At 66.2% G+C, this 22,509-nt stretch carries 14 protein-coding genes; 8 read left to right on the forward strand and 6 right to left on the reverse strand.

From position 1 onward, the window contains the following. Positions 1-33 precede the first annotated feature (33 nt). Complete coding sequence (locus I6F37_RS29795; protein WP_225153492.1) at positions 34-6,477, reverse strand: non-ribosomal peptide synthetase; 6,444 nt, start codon at positions 6,475-6,477, stop codon at positions 34-36. A 136-nt stretch (positions 6,478-6,613) separates the two neighbouring features. Here I6F37_RS29795 and I6F37_RS29800 point away from each other — a divergent pair, with 136 nt between their 5' ends. The 3 genes from I6F37_RS29800 to I6F37_RS29810 all read left to right on the forward strand — a co-directional run bounded on the left by I6F37_RS29800 (position 6,614) and on the right by I6F37_RS29810 (position 11,918). Continuing rightward, complete coding sequence (locus I6F37_RS29800; protein ID WP_036026770.1) at positions 6,614-10,078, forward strand: AAA family ATPase; 3,465 nt, start codon at positions 6,614-6,616, stop codon at positions 10,076-10,078. A 1-nt stretch (position 10,079) separates the two neighbouring features. Continuing rightward, entirely contained in the window at positions 10,080-10,874 is a 795-nt protein-coding gene (locus I6F37_RS29805; RefSeq protein WP_036011751.1) for a protein-L-isoaspartate O-methyltransferase, read from the forward strand. A 96-nt stretch (positions 10,875-10,970) separates the two neighbouring features. Continuing rightward, entirely contained in the window at positions 10,971-11,918 is a 948-nt protein-coding gene (locus I6F37_RS29810) for a DUF6492 family protein (protein WP_036026769.1), read from the forward strand. Between the two features lie 104 nt (positions 11,919-12,022). Here I6F37_RS29810 and I6F37_RS29815 read toward each other — a convergent pair whose 3' ends face one another. Both I6F37_RS29815 and I6F37_RS29820 read right to left on the reverse strand, forming a co-directional pair. Beyond that, positions 12,023-13,090, reverse strand: a complete 1,068-nt coding sequence (locus tag I6F37_RS29815) for an endo-1,4-beta-xylanase (protein WP_225153494.1) — start codon at positions 13,088-13,090, stop codon at positions 12,023-12,025. Continuing rightward, positions 13,087-14,175: a glycosyltransferase family 1 protein gene (locus tag I6F37_RS29820; protein ID WP_225151642.1), complete on the reverse strand. Its 1,089-nt coding sequence runs from the start codon at positions 14,173-14,175 to the stop codon at positions 13,087-13,089. Before I6F37_RS29820 ends, I6F37_RS29815 begins: the two co-directional genes overlap by 4 nt. A gap of 279 nt (positions 14,176-14,454) precedes the next feature. On the opposite strand from I6F37_RS29820, the gene I6F37_RS29825 reads away from it, so the two are divergent. Both I6F37_RS29825 and I6F37_RS29830 read left to right on the forward strand, forming a co-directional pair. After that, positions 14,455-15,891 (forward strand): lipopolysaccharide biosynthesis protein, encoded by a 1,437-nt coding sequence (locus tag I6F37_RS29825; protein ID WP_225151640.1) that lies wholly within the window; start codon positions 14,455-14,457, stop codon positions 15,889-15,891. A gap of 262 nt (positions 15,892-16,153) precedes the next feature. Continuing rightward, positions 16,154-17,695: a L,D-transpeptidase gene (locus I6F37_RS29830; protein ID WP_225151638.1), complete on the forward strand. Its 1,542-nt coding sequence runs from the start codon at positions 16,154-16,156 to the stop codon at positions 17,693-17,695. Positions 17,696-17,723: 28 nt separating this feature from the next. Here the strand turns inward: I6F37_RS29830 and I6F37_RS29835 are convergent, their stop codons facing one another. The 3 genes from I6F37_RS29835 to I6F37_RS29845 form a co-directional block, all read right to left on the reverse strand. After that, complete coding sequence (locus I6F37_RS29835; RefSeq protein ID WP_225151636.1) at positions 17,724-18,536, reverse strand: class I SAM-dependent methyltransferase; 813 nt, start codon at positions 18,534-18,536, stop codon at positions 17,724-17,726. Positions 18,537-18,625: 89 nt separating this feature from the next. After that, positions 18,626-19,165: a VOC family protein gene (locus tag I6F37_RS29840; RefSeq protein WP_225151634.1), complete on the reverse strand. Its 540-nt coding sequence runs from the start codon at positions 19,163-19,165 to the stop codon at positions 18,626-18,628. 105 nt (positions 19,166-19,270) lie between these two features. Continuing rightward, positions 19,271-20,275 (reverse strand): tripartite tricarboxylate transporter substrate binding protein, encoded by a 1,005-nt coding sequence (locus I6F37_RS29845; RefSeq protein ID WP_225151631.1) that lies wholly within the window; start codon positions 20,273-20,275, stop codon positions 19,271-19,273. Between the two features lie 100 nt (positions 20,276-20,375). On the opposite strand from I6F37_RS29845, the gene I6F37_RS29850 reads away from it, so the two are divergent. Genes I6F37_RS29850 through I6F37_RS29860 form a run of 3 tightly spaced genes read left to right on the forward strand, consistent with a single transcriptional unit; the run spans position 20,376 to position 22,459 of the window. After that, on the forward strand, positions 20,376-21,074 hold the full coding sequence (locus I6F37_RS29850) for a TetR/AcrR family transcriptional regulator (RefSeq protein WP_225151629.1): 699 nt from the start codon (positions 20,376-20,378) through the stop codon (positions 21,072-21,074). Then, positions 21,052-21,612 (forward strand): carboxymuconolactone decarboxylase family protein, encoded by a 561-nt coding sequence (locus tag I6F37_RS29855; protein ID WP_036011690.1) that lies wholly within the window; start codon positions 21,052-21,054, stop codon positions 21,610-21,612. The genes I6F37_RS29850 and I6F37_RS29855 overlap by 23 nt, the downstream gene beginning before the upstream one ends. Before the next feature lies 1 nt (position 21,613). Next, positions 21,614-22,459: an SDR family NAD(P)-dependent oxidoreductase gene (locus I6F37_RS29860; protein ID WP_225114022.1), complete on the forward strand. Its 846-nt coding sequence runs from the start codon at positions 21,614-21,616 to the stop codon at positions 22,457-22,459. Positions 22,460-22,509: the final 50 nt, after the last annotated feature.

Below are 22,509 nucleotides of genomic sequence, written 5' to 3' on the forward strand. Positions count from 1 at the left end.
CGTGAACCCGTATTCTGGCGCGATGTCGCGGCATCAAGCGGCCCTGCGCGCGAGCAATCTGCCGAGTGGTGCGTTGGGCTGGGCGATCGCCGCCGTCAGCAGGGCGACGAGGTCCTCCATCCATTCGCCGACCGCTCGGCCCTCGAGCAAATCGCGCTTGTAATTGCAGGAGCCGGTAATGCCGGTCGGGCGCTCCTTGAGCATCAGCGACAGCCAGGTCTGGTCGATCGGCAGCACCGGCTGGCCTTCGCGCGCGACGTTGCCGATCGATTCCGTCGCGAGATCCGGGAGATCGAGCGGCCGGCGCAACGGATTCTGCAGCGTGAAATAGACCTGGAGCAGCGAGGCCGGATCGATCCCCTCCTGCTCCAGTCGATCGGCCAGGACGTTGAACGGCAGCTCCTGCCGCGCATGCGCCTCGAGCACGCTCTGGCGCACCCGCAGCAGAGCCTGCGCGAAAGACAGGTCCGGCGTGATTGTCGTGCGGACGATCACCGTGTTCTCGAACGGGCCGATGATCCGGTCGGTGTCCGGCTGGGCACGATTGGCCATCGCGGTCGCGACCGCGATGTCGGTGCGGCCCGTCCGGGCCAGCAGCATGGCCTTCAGGCCGGTGAGGAAGCACATGAACAGCGTGCAATTGTGCTGGCCCGCAAACGCCGTCAGCCGGGCGATCAGCTCGCGCTCGAGGCAGACCGGATGATGCCCGGTGGAGGCGCCCGGGCTCGATTCGCCGTCGAAGAGGGGACCCGCTCCGCGCAAATTCAGGATCCAGTCGGAAGCCTGGCGGCGCGCCGCGTCGGTGCCGCACCACCAGCGCTGCCAGCGTGCCACGTCCGAAAAGGCCGGCGGCGGGCTCGGCAGCGGCGCAGACGGATATCCGGCCAGCGCGGCATAGCGGCTCGACAATTCCTCGAACAGCACGCCGATCGACCAGCCGTCGACGACGGCGTGATGCAACGTCAGCAGCAGCACGTGGTCATCGTCGTGGAGCCGCAACAGCCGGGCGCGCAACAGCGGCGCGCGCGTGGTGTCGATCGGGGTATAGGCCTCCTGCTCGATCAGGAGATCGATCTTCCTGAGCTCGAGCGCCTTGCGCCGCTTGTTGTTGTGGGAATGACCGTCGCCGATCGTCTCGACCGTCATGATTCGGCCGAGCGTGCGTGGCGCGGCGATGCGGCTTTCCGGCTCATCGCCGTTCCAGGCGAACGCGGTGCGCAGCGATTCGTGCCGGCGCACCACGTCGTCGATCGCCTTTGCCAGGGCGGCCGAATCGAGCGGGCCCTGCAGGCGGAAGGCGAAGGGCAGGTTGAGCTGCGGCAGCCCCGGCAGATTCCGCTCGATGTGCAGCATCTGGTCCTGTCCGATGGAAGGGGCCGGCGGCCCGCCCGCAGCCGATCGCGGCAGGCTTGCGGCAGGCTCGTGCGGCTTCGTGGCCACGGTCTGTTCGACCCGCCGCGCCAACCCCTCGATCGTCGGCGCCTCGAAGATGGCCTTGATCGGCAACGAGACGCCGAGCGCCCGCGCGATGCGCGCCATCACCTGGCCGGCCAGCAGCGAATGGCCGCCGAGGTCGAAGAAATTGTCGGTAACACCGATGCGTTCGACGTTCAGCAGGTCGATCCAGATGTCAGAGAGCACCTTTTCGGTGAAGTGCCGCGCCGGGACGACCGCATCCGCGCCGGACGTTTCCGGCAGGACGGACGCCAGCAGCGCCGAGCGGTCGATCTTGCCATGGGCGTTGAGCGGCACCTGATCCAGGAACAGGAAGGCGGCGGGGATGGCGTGGACGGGCAGGCGGCTCTTCAGGAAGTCGCGCAGCTCGCTGGCGCTGCTCCGGCTGCCGGGCTTGGCGACGACATGGGCGATCAGCCTGATGTCGCCGCTCGCCTCGCGGCGCGGTTCGACGATGGCGGCGCGCACGCTTGGATGCTCGGCCAGCGCGTTCTCGATCTCCTTGAGCTCGATACGATAGCCACGGATCTTGACCTGATGGTCGGCGCGGCCGAGGCATTCGATCGTCCCGTCGGCGCGGCGCCGGGCCAGATCGCCGGTCCGGTAGAGCCGGCTGCCGGCCTGGCGCGAGAACAGATCGGGCAGAAAGCGCTGCCGGCTCTGCGCGGGATCGTTGATATAGCCGCGGCCGATTCCGGCGCCGCCGATGCAGAGCTCGCCGGTCACGCCGATCGGTTGCGGCTGGAGCTGCGCGTCGAGCACGTAGAGCTGCGTGTTCGGCAGCGGCGCCCCGACCGGAACGTTGGCCGTCGCGATCGCCGGCGCCTTGGTAAGGCGATGCAGGGAGACGTCGTCGGAGCATTCCGACGCGCCATAGGCATTGATCAGCGGCACCCTCGGGCAGCGGGCAAACCAGGCGCGGCAGAGCTCGACGGGCAACGGCTCGCCGGTCGAGATCAGCAGCCGCAGCTTCGCGAAGGCGCGCCGGATCGGCGCCTCGTCCTTACGCTCGAGAATGAGGCGCAGCAGCGAGGGCACGATCTCGAGCACCGTGATGCCCTCGCGCTCGATCTCGCGCGCCAGCAGCATCGGGTCCTGCACGATCGCGCTGCCGCAGACATGGACGCGCGCGCCGACCATGGGACCGGCGAGGAATTGCCAGACCGAAATGACGAAGCTCTGCGGCGCGATCTGCGCGATCACGTCCTTAGGCGAGAGGCCGAGTTCGGAGATGAGCGAGGCCAGATGGTTCGACAGGCCGCGCTGCTCGATCATGACGCCCTTCGGCGCGCCGGAGGAGCCGGACGTATAGACGAGATAGGCAAGGCTCGAGGCGGCGCGGCGTGCGGCGCGGGCCGGCTTTGTCGACCCGGATGCAAGAGCGTCGTCGAGCTCGGCCACCGGGATGCGCTCGACCAGCGGTTCGAGCAGGGCCTCGACCATGGCAGACTGAGCCCGCCCGGTCAGCAGCACGCGGGCACAGCTCGATCCGAGGATGGTCGAGAGCCTAGCCGTCGGCTGGTCGGGATCGAGATTGAGGAAGGCCGCGCCGACGCGCTGCACCGCGATCATCGCGGCGAGCAGGTCGGGCCCGCGCTCCGCGAGCAGGGCAACCACGCTCTCGGCGCCGACGCCCTCACGGGCAAGCCAGCGCGCGGCCGCCCCAGTGCGACGCGCCAGCTCGCGATAGGTCAGGGACGTGCGACCGTCCGAGACCGCGACTGCGTTCGGCGTCTTCCTCGCCTGGCGCTCGAAGCGTTCGCTCAAGTTGCCGCGTGTGGTGAAATTGGCCGGCATGCCCCGGCCTTTTGCCAGCGCTTGCCGACGTTCGGCCTCGGTCAGGAGCGGCAGGCGCGAGATGCGCTGTTCCGGATTGGCGATGACGGCCTTGAGCAGCGCCTTGAACTGGGCCGCCATGGCTTCGATCGTCGCGGCCTCGAACAGATCGGTGGCGTATTCGAAGAAGCCGGTGAAGCGGCCATCGGCCTCGACCAGTTCGAGCGTGATGTCGAACCGCGCCACCCTGGGATCGACTTCCAGCCGCCGGGTCGACAGGCCAGGAAAACGCGCTGCCTCGATCGAGGCGTTCTGGAGGATGAACATGATCCGGAACAGCGGATTGCCGTCGCTGCGGCGCGCCACCCGCAATGCGCGCAACACCTCCTCGATCGGAAGGTCCTGGTTGCGGTAGGCGTCCAGCGTGACCTGCCGCACCCGCCGCAACATCTCGCCGAAGCTCGGATCGCCGCTGAAATCGTTGCGCAGGACCAGGGTATTGGCGAACAGCCCGATCAGGCGTTCGCTCTCGATCTGGTTGCGGTTGGCGATCAGCGATCCCGTGGCGACGTCCTCATGCGAGGTGTGGCGGAACAACAGGCACTGGAAAGCGGCGAGCAGCGTCATGAACGGCGTGACGCCCTGGTTCTGGCTCAACGCGCGCAGCTCGGACGAGAGGGACTTTGAGAATTCAAGGTAGTGACGCGCTCCGTGTCCGCTCCAGATCTCAGGTCTCGGCCTGTCGGTTCTCAGCGGCAGCATGGTGACGCCGTCGAGCTGGGTCCGCCAATAATCGAGCTGCTCCCTGGCCGCGGGCGTCTGCGCCCAGCTTTGCTGCCAGAGTGCGAAGTCGCGATATTGGAAAGCGGGCGGCGGCAGTGCGGCCGAATGCTTCTTGCGTGTCGCGGCATAATGGACGGCGAGCTCCTGCCAGAACAGCCGCTGCGACCAGCCATCGGTGGCGAGGTGATGGACGTTGACCACCAGCGCATGGTTGTTCCTGTCGAACGACAGCAGTGTCGTCTTCAGGGGCGGCGCGTGGGCCAGGTCGAACTGACGTTGCGCAAGCCTGAGCGCCTCGCGCCGGATTGCCGCAGGCCGCCTGCCCGCAGGGCATGGCTTGAGCTTGATGCGCTCCAGCCGCGGCGTCGATGACAGCACGAGTTGCATCGGCTCGCCCTGGCGCTCGACGAACACCGAGCGCAGCGCCTCATGGCGCGTTGAGATCGCAGCGAGGCTCGCAGACAGCGCGGCGGCGTCGACCGGGCCCTTGAGGACGGCGATCTCGACGACGTTATAATTGTACCGCGTCGGGTCCAGTCGCGAGAGCACGTACATCCGCTGCTGCTGGAACGACAGCGGTGCGTCCGTGCCTGCAAGCCGGCGCCAGCCCGGCAGCGCCGTCTCGCGCCGGCTTGCGGCGGTCTCGATCCGGGCCGCAAGCGCTGCGACCGTCGGGCAATCGAAGATATCCTCGAACGAGAAGTCGACATTGAAGCGGTCGCGCAGGCGCGAGCGCATCTGTGTCACCGCGAGCGAATCCGCGCCGAGCGCGAAGACGTCCTGGTCGGCGCCGACCTGCGGCAGCTCCAACAGGCCGGCCCAGATCTCGGCGAGCTGGCTCTCGACCGCATTGCGCGGCAGCCGGGTCTCGTCGTCCGCGTCGACCGTTGCAATCAGCCCGGCGAGGGCGTTGCGCTTGACCTTGCCGCTGGCGCCCTTCGGCAGCGCCGCCACGCTGCGGATCAGGCTCGGTATCTTGTAGGCCGCAAGCCGCTTTCGCGCGAATTGGCGCAACTGGTCCGAGGTCGCCTCGGCGTTCGGCCGCAGCACCACGACGGCCGCGACGTTCTCGCCGAGCTTCTGGTGCGGGACCGCGAACACGCCGGCTTCCAGCACCGCCGGATGGCTGAGCAGGACGTCTTCCACCTCCAGCGGCGATATCTTCTGCCCGCCGCGGTTGATGACGTCCTTGATGCGGCCGACGATGAAGAGATAGCCGTCGTCATCGAGATAGCCGAGGTCGCCGGTCCTGAACCAGCCGTTGCGGAATGCGGCCCGCGTCGCCGGCTCGTCATTATAATAGCCGCGGCTCATGTTCGGCCCGCGCAGCACGATCTCGCCGTGCGCCCCGCTTGCGAGCGTGCGGCCGGTCTCGTCCATGATCGCGATCTCCGGGCCGGCGGCGCGACCGACCGACGCGACCTTGCGCAGCTCGAACCGATTGGCCGCAATCTGCGAGGCCGCCTCGGTCATGCCGTAAGTTTCGAGCACGGGAACGCCGAACGTTGTCTCCAGCCCGGCGAGAATCGTCGGCGCGAGCGAGGCCGAAGCCGACCGGATCACGCGCAGCGACGATGGTCGGGCGCGGTCGGGGTTTACTTCCGCCGCCGTCAGCAATGCGCGATGAATGGTCGGCACCGCCGTGTACCAGGTCGGTTGCAGCTCCCGCATCCAGCCGAAGAACGACGCTGCGTCGAAACCGTCGGTGCAGATCACGCTGGAGCCCGCGGCCAGCGCCGTGAGCAGGCCGGAGATCAAGCCATGGGCATGAAACAGCGGCAGGACGTTGAGCAGGCGATCATGCATCGTGAGCGACAGCACATGGCCGGCATTGTAAGCGGACAGGCAGACATTGCGATGGGTCAGCGGCACCATTTTCGGTCGCGCCGCCGTGCCTGACGTCAGCAGGATGAACGCATCGTCGTCGCCGCGCGAAGCGCCGGCGGCATTGGCCGGCCCGATCGCCGGAGCAATGAACGCGCAGCCGCCGAGATCGTGGGTAGGCCCCGCCACGAAATCGATCAATGCGATGTCGAGCATCCTGGCGGCGTCACGGCTCGCCGAGTTCATGTCGGCCCGGGTCACGAGCGCGGTCAGCTTCAGTTCGCTGAAATAGCGTTGCAGCTCGTCCGCCGTCAGATCGGGGTTGACGGGGACGCAGGCGCAGCCTGATGCGACTGCTAGCAGCGCCAGGGCAGTATCGGCGCCGCGCGGCAGCGCCACCGCGATGCGGTCTGCGGGACGGATGCCGAGTTCACGCAAGGCACGCACCAGTTGCCGGATCGACTCGGCCAGCGCGTCATAGCTGAGCGCCGGCCGGCCGGGAGCGAGGAGTGCGGGCGCCGCCGGCGTCCTGCGGGCGTAGAATTCGAGAAGGCCGCTGATATGCGCGAACACCTTCGTTTCGGCCGTGGTGCCGGCTGATGCTTCGTCCGCTCCGGATGCAATGTCCGACAACGCCATTCCCTTTTGGACCGATTAAGTTATTCTTCCAAGAAGTTGGGGAATGCGTCCAGTCCGAGGTGAAGTTTGGACCCCAAAATCTGTGGTTGAGGGGCCCTCGAGCCCTTCGACGGAGTAAGGGTCGGGCAGAATCACGATGCTGGAGAACGAGCCGAGCACGAGTTTGGAAGGTGGGCTGAATCACTGGCTCGAAAGCATCGGCCTCGGGCACTACACCGATCTTTTCGCGCAGCACCGCCTCGATCTCGACGTCATCGCGGATCTCACCGAAGCCGATCTGGTCGAGCTCGGATTGCCGCTCGGCGATCGCAAGCGGCTGCAGCGGGCGATGGCGGCGCTGTTTCAAGCGGAAACCACGGAGGCGCCGGCGGAGGCGCCGCGTCCGCAAATCCGGGCGGAGGTCGGAGCCGAACGGCGCCAGCTCACCACGATGTTCTGCGACATGGTGGATTCCACCTCGCTGTCCGCGCAGTTCGATCCGGAGGACGTCCGCGACATGATCGCGGATTTTCGCGAGACCTGCGTCCGGGTGGTCAAGCAATACGAGGGCTTTGCCGCCCGTTTCGTCGGCGACGGTATCCTGGTCTATTTCGGCTATCCGACCGCACATGAGGACGATGCCGAGCGCGCGGTGCGCGCCGGGCTCGAGATCGTGCGGGTGCTGTCGACGGCACGCGCGGTCGAGCCGCGTGGTGCGCTCAGCCATTCACCCGCCGTCCGCATCGGGATCGCGACCGGCCTCGTTGTGGTCGGCGACCTCGTCGGGCAGGGCACCGAAGAACGCGACTCCGCGGTCGGGGAAACCGTCAATCTCGCGGCGCGCCTGCAAGGCCTAGCGCCGCCCAACGGCGTGGTGATCTCGGCCTCGACGCAGGCGCTGCTGAAGGGGAAGTTCGACTACCGCAATCTCGGAGTCCACGACTTGAAGGGGATCTCCGAGAAGGCCCAGGCCTGGCACGTGGTGCGCGCCTCGCGGTTGGAGACCCGTTTCGCTGCGGCGATGGGTACGCGCCTGACGCCGCTCGTCAACCGCGAGGAGGAGATCGCGCTGTTGATGGGGCGCTGGCAGCAGGCCAAGGACGGCGACGGCCAGGTCGTGGTCAAGTTCGGCGAGCCCGGAATCGGCAAGTCGCGCATCATCCAGGAGATCTTCGAGCGGATATCGGGCGACCGCCATGGACAGGTCTCGCTGCAGTGCTCGCCCTATTACACCTCCACCGCGTTCCATCCGTTCGTCGAGCAGCTCAAATTCTCCCTCGGTCTCGATCGCGAGGATTCGTCCGCGCTGTCGCTGGCGAGCCTGGAGAACGCGATCGCCGCCGCCGATGGCGACATTGAGCAGGTCACCCCGCTGTTTGCCGCGCTGCTGTCGATACCGACCGGGGACCGCTATCCGCCGCTCGAGCTGTCGCCGCAGCAGCAGAAGGATGCGACGGTCGTGGCGCTGGTCAACCATTTCCTCGGCCTTGCGCGCGAGATGCCGCTGGTGATCGCGTTCGAGGATTTGCATTGGATCGACCCGACCTCCCGCGAGGTGGTCGACCTCCTGGTCGATCGGGTGCAGAACCAGCCGATCCTGGCGATCATCACCGCGCGCTCGGAATTCCAGGCGAGCTGGAACGCGCATTCGCACATCACCACCCTGGTCCTGAACCGCTTGAGCCGGCAGTTGCGCACGACGCTGGTCGAGCGCGTCGCGGGACGCGAGCTGCCCAAGGAGGTTGTCGAGGAGATCATCGTCAAGACCGACGGCGTGCCGCTGTTCCTGGAAGAGCTGACCAAGACGGTTCTGGAATCCAATCTGCTGACCGAGCGGCACGGGCGCTACGTGCTGTCGGGGCCGTGGCGGCAGCTCGCAATCCCGGCCACCCTGACCGACTCGCTGATGGCGCGGCTCGATCGGATGGGACCCTTCAAGCGCATCGCGCAGATCGGCGCCACGATCGGCCGCGAGTTCTCCTACGAGACGCTGCATGCCGTCGCCAATACGCCGGCCGAGCAGATCGAGGCGGCGCTCAGTCATCTGCAGGAGGCCGGGCTGATCATGCGCCGCGGCCATCCGCCGGATGCGCTGTACTCCTTCAAGCACGTGATGATCCAGAACGCCGCGCATGCGAGCCTGTTGCACAGCGAGCGGCGCAAGCTGCATGCGCGGATCGCCCAGGTGCTCGCCGAGATGTATCCGGAGAGGACCGAGCGCGAACCGGAGCTGCTCGCCCATCATTTGACCGAATCCGGCCAGAGCGAGGGCGCCGCCAGCTTCTGGCTCAAGGCCGGCAAGCAGGCGGCCAAGACCGGGGCCAATCTGGAGGCGATCGGCCACCTGCGCCGCGGCCTTAACGTCGTGCAGGCCAATGCGCGCATGCAGGGCGCCGACGAGATGGAGCTCAAGCTGCGCATCGCGCTCGGCAACGCGCTGATCGCCGCCAAGGGCTACGCGGTGCAGGAGGTCGAGGAGAACTACATCCGCGCGCTGGAGCTCGGCCGTCAGCTCGATGACGACGAAAAGGTCTTCGCTGCGACGCGCGGGCTCTGGGTGTGCCATTTCATCCGCGCCGATCTCACCCGCGCGCACGATCTCAGCGTCGAGCTGTTGAAGTTTGCCAAGCGCGAGCGGCTGAACGAGCGGACGCAGCCGGCGCAGCAGACCGGCTATCTGATCGAGGCGCACCGCGCGATCGCGATGACCATGCTCTATCGCGGCCGCTTCGCAGCCTCGCAGCACCATTTGCACCGCTGCATCAACCTGTTCAGCCCCGATCTGCACTCCGACCTGATGGAACGGCACGGCATCGATCCCGGTGTCGTTTCGCTGTCCTATCTCGGTTACCTCCTGTGGTTCCTCGGTCGGCCCGACGCGGCGCGCCAGCACAGCGAGCAGGCGATCGCGAACGCCGAGAAGATCCGCCACCCTTTCACGCTCGCCTTCGCGCTGGTGTTCGGCGCCTATCTCCGCCAGCATTTGCGCGACGTCGAAGGCACGCGCGACTACGCCAATCGCGCCATGATCATTGCCACCGAGCACAATTTCCTGCACTGGAAGCAGCAGGCGGCGATCCTGCGCGGCTGGGCGCTGGCTCAGCTCGGCGAAGCCGACGAAGGCCTCGGCCAGATGCGCTTCGGCCTCGACGAGTACGAGGCGATGGATTCCTGGCTCGCCGGCTGCTGGTTCCGCTGTCTGCTCGCGGAAACGTACGCCAAGGTCGGGATGCGCGACGCCGCCTTGCGCGCGCTGGATGGTGCGCTTGCGACCGCAAGGCGGACCGGCGATCACTTCTATCTCGCCGAGGTCTATCGCATGCAAGGCGAGATCACGCTGGCGGGTGGCGACCCGGCGTCGGTACAGGAGGCGGAGGACCTGTTCGGCCTTTCGCTGGAGACCGCACGCAAGCAGGGAGCGCTGTCCTGGGAGCTTCGCACCGCCGTCTGCCTCGCGCGCCTGTCGCATCAAGCCGGCAAGCGCGAGCACGCAAGACTCCTGCTCATGCCGATCGTCGGCAAATTCAGCGAGGGCTTTTACACGCCGGACCTGAAGCAGGCGTTGCAGCTCGTCGACGAGCTCGGCATGGACGCGCCGGTGCGCGAGCAGGCCGGTCTGTGACATGAGCGATCTTGCCGCCGCGCGGGCGCGCTACGTGGAGTTGATCGCCAGGCGCGAGCGGATTGCCTCGAAGCGTCTGCTCGCCGCGCTCGCCGCCGTTCCGCGCGAGAAATTTCTGCCAAGGGGGCCTTGGCGCATCAAAGGCGAGGCAGCGCGCAGCTACCGCCCGACGCCCGACGCCGATCCCGTTCATCTCTACGACAACGTGCTGGTCGCCATCGATGCACGCCGCAAGCTCGACACCGGCCTGCCGAGCCTGTGGGCGCATTTGATCGACACTCTCGACGTCAAGCGGGCGGACCGTGTGGTGCAGATCGGCTGCGGCCTCGGCTATTTCTCCGCGGTGCTGTCGATCATGGTCGGCGAGAAGGGCCGCGTCCATGCGATCGAATGCGACGATCGGCTCGCGACCCGAGCGGCGAACTACTTGCGCGGCTATGGCAACGTCACGGTCGTCCACGGCGATGGGTGCAAGGACGTGGGCGAGCCCGCCGACGTGATCATCGTGCATGCCGGCTTCCCGCATCCGCACCCGCTCTGGCTGCGGTCGCTCCGTCCGCGCGGCCGTCTTCTGGTGCCGCTGACGCAGCGCGACCGCGAAGGCGCCGCCCTCAAGATCACGCGGAGGGCCAGGGGTTTCGAGGCAGAGGCGATCCAGCAGATCCGGATCTTTCCCGGCCGGGGCCGCGGCGTGACCGCCCTCGACGACCGCGTCGCCGACTGGTGGCAGCGCGCCTCAGCCCTGGCGCCGCTCCGCTTTCGCGGGCTGGAGCAGGGGCTGCCGTCGGATGGCTAACACTTCGTTTCGCTTTACCTTGATTTCGATCGTGAGTTTCCGGCATCTCGCATTGCCGCTATCAGTGCGGGTCTGATGGCCATTTGAGCGTGCTCCATGCATTCCGTTGCCCTGCTGACTGCCAGCTACGCCAAGGATATCGAACGCTTTTCGCTGCTTAGCGAGAGCATCGACACCTGGCTGTCGGGATACACGCGCCATTATGTACTCGTTAACGATGAGGACGTGCCGCTGTTCGCGCGCTTCGCGTCCGACAAGCGGGTCATCGTTCCGGCCTCGCGCTATCTGCCGAAGTGGCTGTTCGCGCTGCCGCCGGCGCTCCAGTTCGGCAGCCGGCGCGTCTGGCTGTCGCTGCTGTCCTCGCCGGTGCACGGCTGGCACATCCAGCAGATCCTGAAGATCGCCGGCGTCCTCAACGCGCCCGAGCAGCGTGTCTGCATCCTAGATTCGGACAATCTGTTCTTCCGCGAGTTCGACGTCAGCCGATATGCCGGCGCTGAGACGACGCCGCTGTTCGTCACGCGCAAAGCGATCGCCGCCGACCACCCGTTGCACGGCCTGTGGCTGCGCACCGTCGACCAGCTTCTCGGCATCAAGGAGCGCGCGTTCCCGGCGGACGATTATGTCGGCAACGCGCTGGTCTGGGACAGGGACACGGCGCGTGCGATGACGGACGCGATCAAGTCGGCGACCGGCCTGAGCTGGGCGCTGGCGCTGTGCCGGAAGAAGAAGTTTTCGGAGTATCTGCTTTACGGAAACTTCGTCGCCAATGCGCCGGAACACCTGGCGCGACATCGGCTCACCGAAGACAGCATCGCGGTCTCGCACTGGGACGACACGCCGCTCGACCGCCCGGCCATCGAAGCGATGATGCGCACGGCCTCGCCCGAGCAGGTCGCGCTTTGCATTCAGTCCTATTCGTCGACGTCGATCGCCGACATCCGCGACGTGTTCCGCCTGTCCTCGCGCGAGCGGCGCGCGCCGAGCCTGGCCCCCGATCATATCGGCGATGTGGCCGCGTTCGAAACGCCGAAGACACGCTGATTTCTAAAGCATGATCCGGAAAAGTGCATAGCGGTTTTCCGAAAAGATCATGCTCGAACAATAATCTAAAGCGCGATGACGATTCATCCTAATCGCATCGCGCTTTAGCCGTCCTTCGTGAACTTGCTGATGACGTCCATGAACGGCTTCGGCTTGAACTCGCCGTCGAGCGGCAGCGGACGGTTCGGCTGCTTGTCCTTGCGGGCGAAGGTGCCGTTGATCCAGCTGTAGCGGTCCGAGATGCCCCAGGTCAGGATCGACCGCACCGGGCCGCTCGCGGCAACGGCCGTCAGCAAGTCGTCGACGCGCTTGGCGACCACGGCGTCGCGCTCCGCAGGACTTCCCGCCAGCTTCTGGTCGTCGACGTCGAGCTCGGTGATGAGAACCTCGAGCCCCCAGGAACGCAGCTCGGCGGCGAATTCGGCGAGCCCGTGCGTGTCGATCTCGAGTTCGGCGTGCAAATGCGCCTGCAGCCCGACGGCGTGGAGCGGAACGCCCTGATCGAGCAGGTCCATGATGAGGGTGCGATAGGCCGCCCGCTTGGCGATGAAGGAATCTTTCGCCGATTCGATGTCATATTCGTTGATCGCGAGCGCAACGAAGGGGTCGGCCGCGGCCGCCGTGCGGAACGCCAGCGGAATCCAGCGATCGCCGAGATGTTGCGTCCAGAAGGTGTCGCGCCGGTCCTTCGGGCTGCGCGGATTGTCCGGGATCGGCTCGTTGACGACGTCCCACGACGTCAGCTTGTCCTTGTAGTAGGAAACGACGGTGCCGATGTGGTCGAGATAGGCGCGTTCGACGCCCTTGCTGCCCTTGATCTGCTTGGTCCAGTCCGGAATGTCGTGATACCAGGCGAGTGCGTGGCCGCGCATGGTCAGATCGTTGTCGCGCGCGAAATCCAGGATCGCGTCGGCGCGCTCGAAGGTGAACGTATGGGCGTCCGGCCGCAGCATCGGCCATTTCAGCTCGAGCACCGGCACCACCTGCGTGCAATAGGTGCTGATGGCCTCGCCGAGCCGCGGATCGGCTTGCAGGTCCCAGAGCGTGGCGGCTGCGCCGTAGCCCGGGCGGCGTTGGACGCGTTTCGAGGCCGGCACCGCGGACGCCGATGCGCCCGCCGCGAGCGTTGCGACACTGCCGAGCAGGAATTCGCGTCGGTCGAGCCCGGTCACGCGTGCCGCTGCATCGCGGCTTCCGCGATTTCGTAATAGTGAAGCGCGCCCTTCTCGAGCGTCAGGTGGTCCAGCACATAATCGCGCGGCGCGAAGCCTCCTGCCTCGACCTCTGACCAGAAACGGCCCCAGCCCGCCGCGAAGCTGCCCGCATCAGTGAAGGTCATGCCGCAGCGCGCGTCGAAATAGGGCACCGAGGACACGTTGCCCTCGTATCGCACCTTGTCCGGGAAATATTTCGGATCCTGCCAGGGTCCGCCGCGATCCCAGGCGAAGACGGGCACGCCGCTCGACAGTGCTTGCTGGCAGGCGATGCCCTGGCTCTCGTGCTCGCAGAGGAAGATCATGCTGCGGCAGCGCGCCAGCGCGGTCTTGTAATCCTCTTCCTTGTAGTGCCCGTAGCGGATCGTTTCGACCGTGCGTCCGCTGGCTTCGACAAACTTTCGGATCGGCTCGATCAGCTCCGGTTGATACCGGTCGTAATCCCAGCGGACCTTGTCGTAGAGCAGCACGTCGATCTTCTTCTGCGCGGCCGGCGCCGGGACCCAGAGATCCGTCTCGATGCCGACGGGCCAGGCACCGACATGGGGCCAGTGCGGACGGAACATGTCGGCATACCAGGCGCACGGCAACAGCACCTGCCTCACGTCGAGATCCTCTAGAGTTTCTGGTGCGTCGATCGGATGGTCATACATGGCGACGCCAAGCAGCAGCGGATTCTTCCACTGGAACCAGTCGAGCACGAACGGCCGGCCGATGATGCAGGCCAGTTCCTCCGGATGCTTCCGAATGTAGCGATAATCGTTGACGCGGTAGCGAATGCCAAGCCGATCGAGACCTGCGCACAGATTGAGCAGAACGCGCCGCTGTCCGCTGATGAAGGACTTGCCCAGCAGCAACCGGCGCAGCAGCGGCCGAAGGTGACGGTCGCCGGGAAACCAGCGGTCGTCTCGTTCCTCGAAGAAGAGGTTGAGGACCATCCTGTCGCGGCCCTTCGCGCCGGGATACGCCGGAGCCGCGGGAGCAGTGGCGGTTCGACGCGGGAGGGAGGTCGATCTCGCCCGTGTTCGTTCGACAACGTCCATATCAGTTACATCAGTGCGTCGGAGGAGTCGGGCGACGTTTCGCTATCATTGCTTCTTTTCTGCGATCGCGCCCGCTCCTTCAAGGACAGGGCAAATTTAACGCTAACGCGCGATAACCGCGTGCTCGCTCCATTAGCGATCCGATTTGCAGGGTTATCCGGCTATCCTTGACTTGTCCTTGACCTATCCTTGGCAATGCCAGCGGCGAGCCCCGATTGTCGCACCCAATCGTCTTAACGATCCGTTAATCCTGATGGCCGCCCACGGTCCCGTGCTCGCATGCTGAACCGCCATTTCTCGATCTATCTCGTCGCCTACATCCTGCCTGCGGCGGTGGGCTTCTTCGCCGTCACGGCCTATACGCGGCTCCTCAGCCCGGCGGAGTACGGCGTCTATGTCGTCGGCATCAGCCTTGCCGGGATTCTGGGCGCGATCTTCTTCGCCTGGATCAAGCTGTCGGTGTCGCGCTATCAGGCGATGTCGGCGGATGTCGATTTTCGCGGCACGGCAATCGTCGCCTTCGCGCTCACGGCCGCGGTGCTCTGCGCCACCACTCCGCTGGTTGTCCTGGTCCGCAGCGATCTCAGCGTCGAGCTGCTGCTCGCCAGCATGTTCGTCGCGATCATGGCCAATGCCGTCGATGTCGGCCAGGAGTTCGAGCGCGCCAAATTGCGCCCCTACCGCTTCGCGGCGATCTCGATCGTGCGCAGCGTCTCCACCGTCGGCTTCGGACTTCTCGGCATCTGGCTCGGGTGGGGTGGATTGGGGCTGCTCGCCGCATTCGGTCTGGGATCGCTCGCCGGCATCATCCTGAACCTCGTCGGCGACCGCACCGGGATCGCGCGATTCCAGCGCAGCCAGTTCATGCAGCTGGCGCGCTACGGCCTGCCGCTGACGCTGGCGGGATTGTCCGTGGCCGTCTATTCGGCCTGCGACCGCCTCATTGTCGCTTATCTGCTCGGCAAGGATGCTGCCGGCATCTTCGGCGTTGCCGCCGATCTGCCGCGCCAGTTCATGGTGATGATCGCATCCAGCGTCGCCGCGGCGACCGTGCCGCTGGTGTTCCGGTCATTGTCCGAGAACAACGGCGAGACGACGCGGGAGCGGCTGACCGAAAGCCTCGAGCTGCTGCTCGTCGTGGTGGCGCCCGTTGCGGTCTGGCTTGCGCTTGCGGCGGACCAGGTGGCCGGAACGCTCGTCGGGATCGACTTCCGCGCCGGCGTCTCGGCCCTGTTGCCGACGCTGGTGCTTGCGCGCTTCTTCGGCATCGCCAATCAGTTCTACGTGCAGATCAGCTTCCAGCTCGCCGAGCGGCCGTTCATGCTGGCGACGCAATCTTTCCTCACGCTGGTGATCAGCGTGATCCTGATGTTCGCGCTGATCGGCGGCTACGGCCTTTACGGCGCGGCGCTGGCGACGCTGGCAACCGAGGCGATCGGCTTCCTGGTCGCACTCGTCCTGATGCATCGGGCCCATCCGGTCCCGTTCGAGCTCAATCGCCTCGCCGGCGTCGCTGCCTCCGCGGCATTGATGGCGGCGGCGATCCTTGTTGCGCGCGCGCAAGTGGGCGGCACCGGCCTCGCCTCGCTCGTCATCGTCAGCCTCGCCGGCGGCCTTGCCTATGCGGCCGCGGCCTGGCTGCTCAATGTTGCGAACGTGCGAACGTTGTCGCTGCGTTTCCTGCGAACGTTGAACCGCAAGGCTCTCGGCGTCTAGCGGAAGGGCTATTCGCGCGTCCGTATGGTCGCACCAAAAGGTGATCCGGACATTCTGCCGCAGCGATTGAGGCCAGCTCCGGCTGCCCTCGGCTGACGGCCGCCTTCCGCCTCCGCGAGGCGTCGTATATGAGAGATTTGTCGTCCGAACGTACCGAATCCCGCCACAGACGGAACGTAAGGCGACTGCAATTTCTTAATGCAACGATTCCAATCTGACACGTGAGCGATACCAGCCGACTGGCAGCTCGACCGAGGATGGCATGAAAAACCGATCGACGACGGCGCAATCCATCAGGGCGGTGGGGCGCCGGGGGCCTGCCGGAATCATGGCGCTCGTGGCGGCGGCGACCCTTGCGGCGGCCACCCCGGCGATTGCGGCCAAGCAGCAGCGCCAGGTTGCCGAGGCGGTCGCGCCGCGGGTGGCCGGCGATCCGATCATGGCGATCGTGTCGATCAAGAGCCAGCAGGTCACGTTCTACGATGCCGATGGCTGGATCGTGCGCGCGCCGGTGTCGACCGGCACGACGGGGCGCGAGACGCCGGCTGGCGTCTTTGCCATCCTCGAGAAGAACCGGGAGCATCGCTCGAGCCTGTATGACGATGCCTGGATGCCGCACATGCAGCGCATTACCTGGAACGGGATCGCCCTGCATGGCGGACCGTTGCCGGGCTATGCCGCCTCGCACGGCTGCGTGCGGATGCCGTTCGGCTTCGCCGAGAATGTGTTCGACAAGACCTATATCGGGATGCGCGTGATCGTCTCGCCGCATGACACGGTTCCCACGGAATTCTCTCATCCCTCGCTGTTCGTGCCTAAGCCGGAGGCCATCGCGGCCGTGCCCGGCCGGGCCGACAAGCTCTCCGCGGAGGCGGAGGAGGCCACAAGGGCGGCCGACGAGGCCAAAAAGGCTGCGTCCGCCGCGGCGAAGGAGGCCGCCGCGCTCCCGGCCGCGCTGCGCAAGCTGGAACAGCAGAAGAGCCGCGCCGATGCCGAGCTCGCCTTCGCCGACAAAACGCTCGCAAATGCCAAGACGGATCAGGCCCGCGTCAAGGCCGAGGAGCTGAAGCAGAAGGCAGCAAGCAAGGCTGCCGACGCGGCGACGCAGCTCGAGGCCGCCAGGGCCGCCGCACAGCCGAAGCGCGATGCTGTGGCCGCGACCAAGGAAGCCGCGAAGACCGCTGCGGCCAGAAAGACCGAGGCCGTGAAGGCGGCGACCGACGCCAAGCTCGCGGGCGAGCCGGTCTCGGTCTACATCAGCCGCGCGACGCAGAAGCTCTATGTGCGGCGGAACACGCACAAGCCGGCGCCCGACGGCGGCGGCGAGGTGTTCGACACCAGCATCGAGGTCCCCGTCACGATCCGCAACCCGGAGCAGCCGATCGGCACGCATATCTTCACGGCGATGGCGAAGACCGCGACGGGCCTGCGCTGGAGCGTGGTCACGATCGAGAACGGCGACGAGGCCCGCAACGCGCTCGACCGCATCACCATCCCGCAGGACGTGTGGGACCGCATCGGGCCGACCGCGTTGCCGCGCTCCTCGATCGTCATCTCGGACGAGCCGCTGAGCAGCGAAACCAATTACCGCACCGAGTTCGTCGCGGTGCTGAGCAACGAGCCGCAAGGCGGCTTCATCACGCGTAAGCCGACCGCACCCGCCATGGTCGCCAGCGACGACGGCTGGGACAACGGCTTCGGCTTCTTCTATCGCGATCCCTACGTCCAGCCGGTCAACCCGCGCCGGCGCAGCCAGTATCAGTATTATCAGCCGGCGCCGCCGATGCAGCGGGGCTTCTGGTAAGGAAGCCGGGCTTGCCTGCGGCGCAGGCTTATGGCCGCGCCGTGATCACCAGCGCCTGGATCTTGGCTTCGACCGGTCCGGACCCGTGGCGCGCGCGGATTGCAGCGGCGACAGCGTCCGTCGCGGCCTGAAGATCGCCGCCGCTTCTCGCCTCGATTTCGCTGCGCAGCGGCGTACCCTGGCAATACGCTAACGCCACGAGGTCGGGCGAGGCGGCGCGGCTGGTGGCTGCCAGTATTTCGATCGAGACGTTGCCGAAACCTGCGCGTGCGAGGTCGGCCCGTATGATCGCCTGGTCGAAATAGCCGTGGGGTGTCCGCGTTAGGAAGCGTGGCGGATCGTCGGGAAACAGCTTGCCCAGGGCGGTCGTTGCGTCATCGGCGAACACGTTCTCCTCGATGCGGTCCCAGACATTGAAAAGAAACGCGCCGCCGAGCTTCAGGACGCGCTTTGCTTCCGAATAGCCCTTGACGCGGTCCGGAAAGAACATCGCGCCGAACTGGCAGCAGACCACGTCGAACTCGGCGTCGCCGAAGGGCAGGGCCATTGCGTCCGCCTGGCGCCAGGTGATGCGATCGTCATTCGCCTGGCGCTGCGCTGCGACCGCGAGCATCGGTTCGTTGAGGTCCGTTGCAACGTATCGAACGCCGCGCGGCAGCGCCGCCGCCACGGCACGCGTCACCGCACCGGTGCCCGCTGCGATCTCGAGCAATACAGCGGGAGAGCGTGCGGCAACGCGCCTTGCGATGTCCTCCGCATAGACGGCGAAGATCATCGGGACCAGATACTCGTCGTAGATTTTCGGAATCGAGCCGGCGAAAACCTTGTCAGTGTCGGGCATGCTAGCCTCGCTGAAGGTTCGGACACGAGGCCACGTTACCATGGTTTCCCGCAAGAGCCAGCAACGGCGTACATTGCGGGCAATCGGTTCTACGATCTCCCGCCGCCGATCTCGCGGATCGGCCGCGTGCCGTCCCAGCTCATCGCGGCCTGCCGGACCTTTTCGAAGAACGGTCCCTTGGTGCCGCTGATGTCGGAGATTTCGATCACCGTGCCCGGATGCGCCTGCGTGTCGAAATAGGCAAAGCGTCCCTTGTTGCCGCCGATCTGGCCCTCATGGCCGATCCGATAGCCGAGCCCGAGCGCCTTGTCGTAGAGCGCCTGATAGTCGTGGCTCCAATACGACATGTGCTGGAGCCCTTCGTGCCCAGCATCGAGGAATTCCCTGTAGAGCGAGGGCGCGTCGTTGCGCTGCTGGATCAGCTCGATCTGGAGATCGCCGGAATTCGCCAGCGCAATGCTCATCTCGACGGCCGAATTCCGGCCGCGATGCCGGAACCAGTCGGTCTTGACCCGGTCCATGTAGTACCAGGGGCCGACGCCCATCACCTCGATCCAGTGCTTCATCGCGGCGTGGATGTCCCGCACCACATATCCGTTCTGGCGCACCGCGCCGAAGATGCTGCTCATGTCCGCGCTCCTGCTCTCTGCCTATTCACGAGGGGCCTCATCCTGAGGGCCCGCCGCAGGCGGGCGTCTCGAAGGATGGTTGCTGGCGAGCTGCCCGCCACTTGCTCACTTGACCTCGATGCCCGCGTCCTTGGCAACCTGCTTCCAGGCCGTGATGTCGCGCGCGTTGATGTCGCGTTGCTCCTCGCCGGGCACGAATTGCGGGGTGATGCCGAGCGCCAGCAGCTTCTGCTTCACCACCTCATCGCCAAGGGTCTCCTTCAGGGCCGCCGACAGCTTCTGCGCGATCGGCGGAGCCACGCCGGCGGGCGCATACATCGCCCATGACAGGCTGCGGTCGAACGCGACGCCCTGCTCCTTGTAGCTGGCGATTTCGGGCAGGCTCGGCGACCGCTCGCCGCAGGCCGCCAGCGCCTTGATCGAGCCCTCCTTCACCAGCGGCGTTGCGGTGGCGACGTCGAGCGTCGCCAGGGAAATGTGGCGGCCGAGCAAATCGCCGGCCAGCTTTGCGATGCCGTTGAACGGCACGTGGTCCATCTTGATGCCGGTCTGCTGCATCAGGATTTCCGCGCAGAATTGCCCGGTCGAGCCGACGCCCCAGCTGCCGTACTGGATCGGCTCGCCCTTCTTGGCCAGCGCGACCAGACCCTTGATGTCATTGGCGGCAAAGTCCTTGGTCGCCACCAGCATGATGGAGGAGACGCCGACGCGCCCGATCGTCGTGAAGTCCTTGATCGGATCGTAGGGCAGCTTTGGATAGATCGCGGGCGCCAGCACATGCGTGGTCATGCCGCCGACGGTGATGGTGTAGCCGTCATTGGCGGAAGTCGCGACCATCTGCGTGCCGATCGTGCCGGCGGCGCCGGTGTGGTTCTCGATATAGATGCTCTGCCCGAGCGTCTTGCCCATCCTGTCCGCAAGCAGCCGGCCGACTACGTCGCCGCCGCCGCCGGCCGCGTAAGGCAGCAGCATCCTGATCTTGCGGGTGGGGTAGGCGGCAGCATCCTCGGCGCGGGCGGACGGCGCCGCTGACAAGATCAGCAGCAATGATGTGACGATGCGAAGCGCTGCGATGGTTTGCGCGGGCAAAAGGCGAGCGTGGCTTGCCATGGCGTTCTTCCCCCAATTGCTCTCCGCTTATCGAGCGGAGTTGAAACGAACGATCGTTCGTACGGTTGACTAGCGAACGAGCGTTCGTTAGTCAAGCAGCATGGCTGTCGACACCTCCAGCGCGGCTGAAGCGGCTGCGCCCACGACGCGCGAGCGCATCCTCGCCGAAGCGCTCAACCTGTTCGCGCTGAGCGGTTATGGCGGCGCCTCGATGCGCGAGCTCGCACGCCGCGTCGGCATCCGCGAGAGCAGCCTCTACAACCATTTCCCCGGCAAGGCGGCGATCCTCGAGGCGATCGTCAGCGAGCATGGCCCGGCCAGCTCGGCGAGCCGGCTGGAGGAGCCGCGCTACAAGCAGCTGGCGCGGCAGCCGGCGGAGTTCTGCCGGCAGTTCGCGCTCGACCTCGTCGAGCAATGGTCCGATCCGCGCGAGCACCAGTTCCAGAAGGTCATCACCGCCGAGCGCAACCGCGTGCCAGGCATTCGCGCCAAATTCGCCGATCATTTCTACGCGCGCGAGCAGAGCCTGATGACGGATTATTTCCGCGGCTTCGCGCTCGCCGGCCTGATCTCGACCACTGATCCGCGCGAGACCGCGCGGCTGTTCGCCGCCGGTCTGATCTACATCCGCCTCGAGCATTACGTGATGGGCGCGGTGCCGTCGCCGCGGCCGAAGGTGATCGAGGCGATCGACCGCTATCTCGCCTTCTTCCTGTCGCTGATCGCGGCAGGTCAAGACGCCGACAACAAGAAACGAAAGCCCAAGGGAGAAATGCGTGGCAAGGCTGCCCCTGATTGATCCGGAGACGACGAGCGGCGACATTCGCGCCTCGTTCGACCGCATGCCGGTCAAGCTCAACATCTTCCGCATGATGGCCCATGCCGAGGCCAACATGATTCCGGCGATGCGGCTCGGCAATTCCATCCTGCACAAGCAGAAGCTCAGCGCGGTCAACCGCGAGCTTCTGATCCTCCAGTCCGCCCAGCTCGAAGGCGGCGCCTACGAGTGGCGCCAGCACGTGCCGATCGCGCTCGGCGTCGGCTGCACGCAGGACCAGATCGACGCCGTCGAGCGTAGTGACTACGACGCCGCCGGCCTGAGCGAGGCCGAGCGCGCGCTGCTGAAGTTCGGCCGCGAAGTGGTCGAGAACGTCCGTGTCCCCGAGACCATCTTCGCGGCCGTGCGAAAACATTTCAGCGACCAGGAAATCGTCGAAGCCATCGTCGCGCTCGGCTTTTACATGATGATGGCGCGCCTGACCGAAGCAACGGAAACCGATCTCGATCCCGCCGCTGGCATGAAGGTCTATGACGGCGGCAAGAAGCCAGGCGGCTGAGATGGCGGACACCGAGAGCAAGCCGGAGCGTTACATTCGTCCGCCGAGCGCGGAATCATCCGGAGAAGCGCCGGGCAGGGGGCGCCTCAAAGGGCGCCGCATCCTGATCGTCGGCGGCGGCCAACGCGTGTTCGACGCAGCGAGCGATCCAATCGGCAACGGCCGTGCCATGAGCATCCTGTGCGCCCGCGAGGGCGCCAAGGTCGCGGTCGCCGATCTCAACCGCAGCTCCGCCGAACAGACGGTGAAGCGCATCACGGATGAAGGCGGCGAGGGTTTTGCCATCGCGGCCGACGTCACCTCGGAGGCCGACGTCGTCCGCATGATCGACGAGGCGCGCCGCGCCATGGGCGGGCTCGACGGCATGGTGCTGAACGTCGGCACATTCGGCAAGGTCGGGCTCGATGCCGTCAGCCCCGAGGAGTGGAACAAGATCTACGACGTCAATGTCCGCGGCCCCATGCTGTGCTGCCGCGCCGGCTTGCCGAAATTCGACGATGGCGGCGCCATCGTCTTCATCTCCTCCATCGCCGCGCTGAAGGCGGGCTCGCAGATGGCGGTGTACGATTCCTCGAAAGCCGCGCTCGGCGGTCTGATGCGCAACATCGCCCATCTCGGAGCCCGCCGCGGCATCCGCGCCAATCTCGTCTATCCCGGACTCGTCGACACCCCCAACGGCCGCGAAGCCGGCGCCGGCCGTCCCTCCCGCGGCAAGAGCCACATCCCGTTCGGCCGCCAGGCGACAGCCTGGGAGATTGCCTATGCCGTGCTGTTCTTCCTCTCCGACGAAAGCGTCTACGTCACCGCACAGACCCTCGCAGTCGATAGCGGCCTGAGCGGGATGTAAGTGCTCTTCTGTAGCCCGGATGGAGCGCAAGCGTAATCCGGGACCGATGC

The sequence above is a fragment of the Bradyrhizobium sp. NBAIM08 genome (genome assembly GCF_020193935.1).
Lineage (GTDB): Bacteria > Pseudomonadota > Alphaproteobacteria > Rhizobiales > Xanthobacteraceae > Bradyrhizobium > Bradyrhizobium yuanmingense.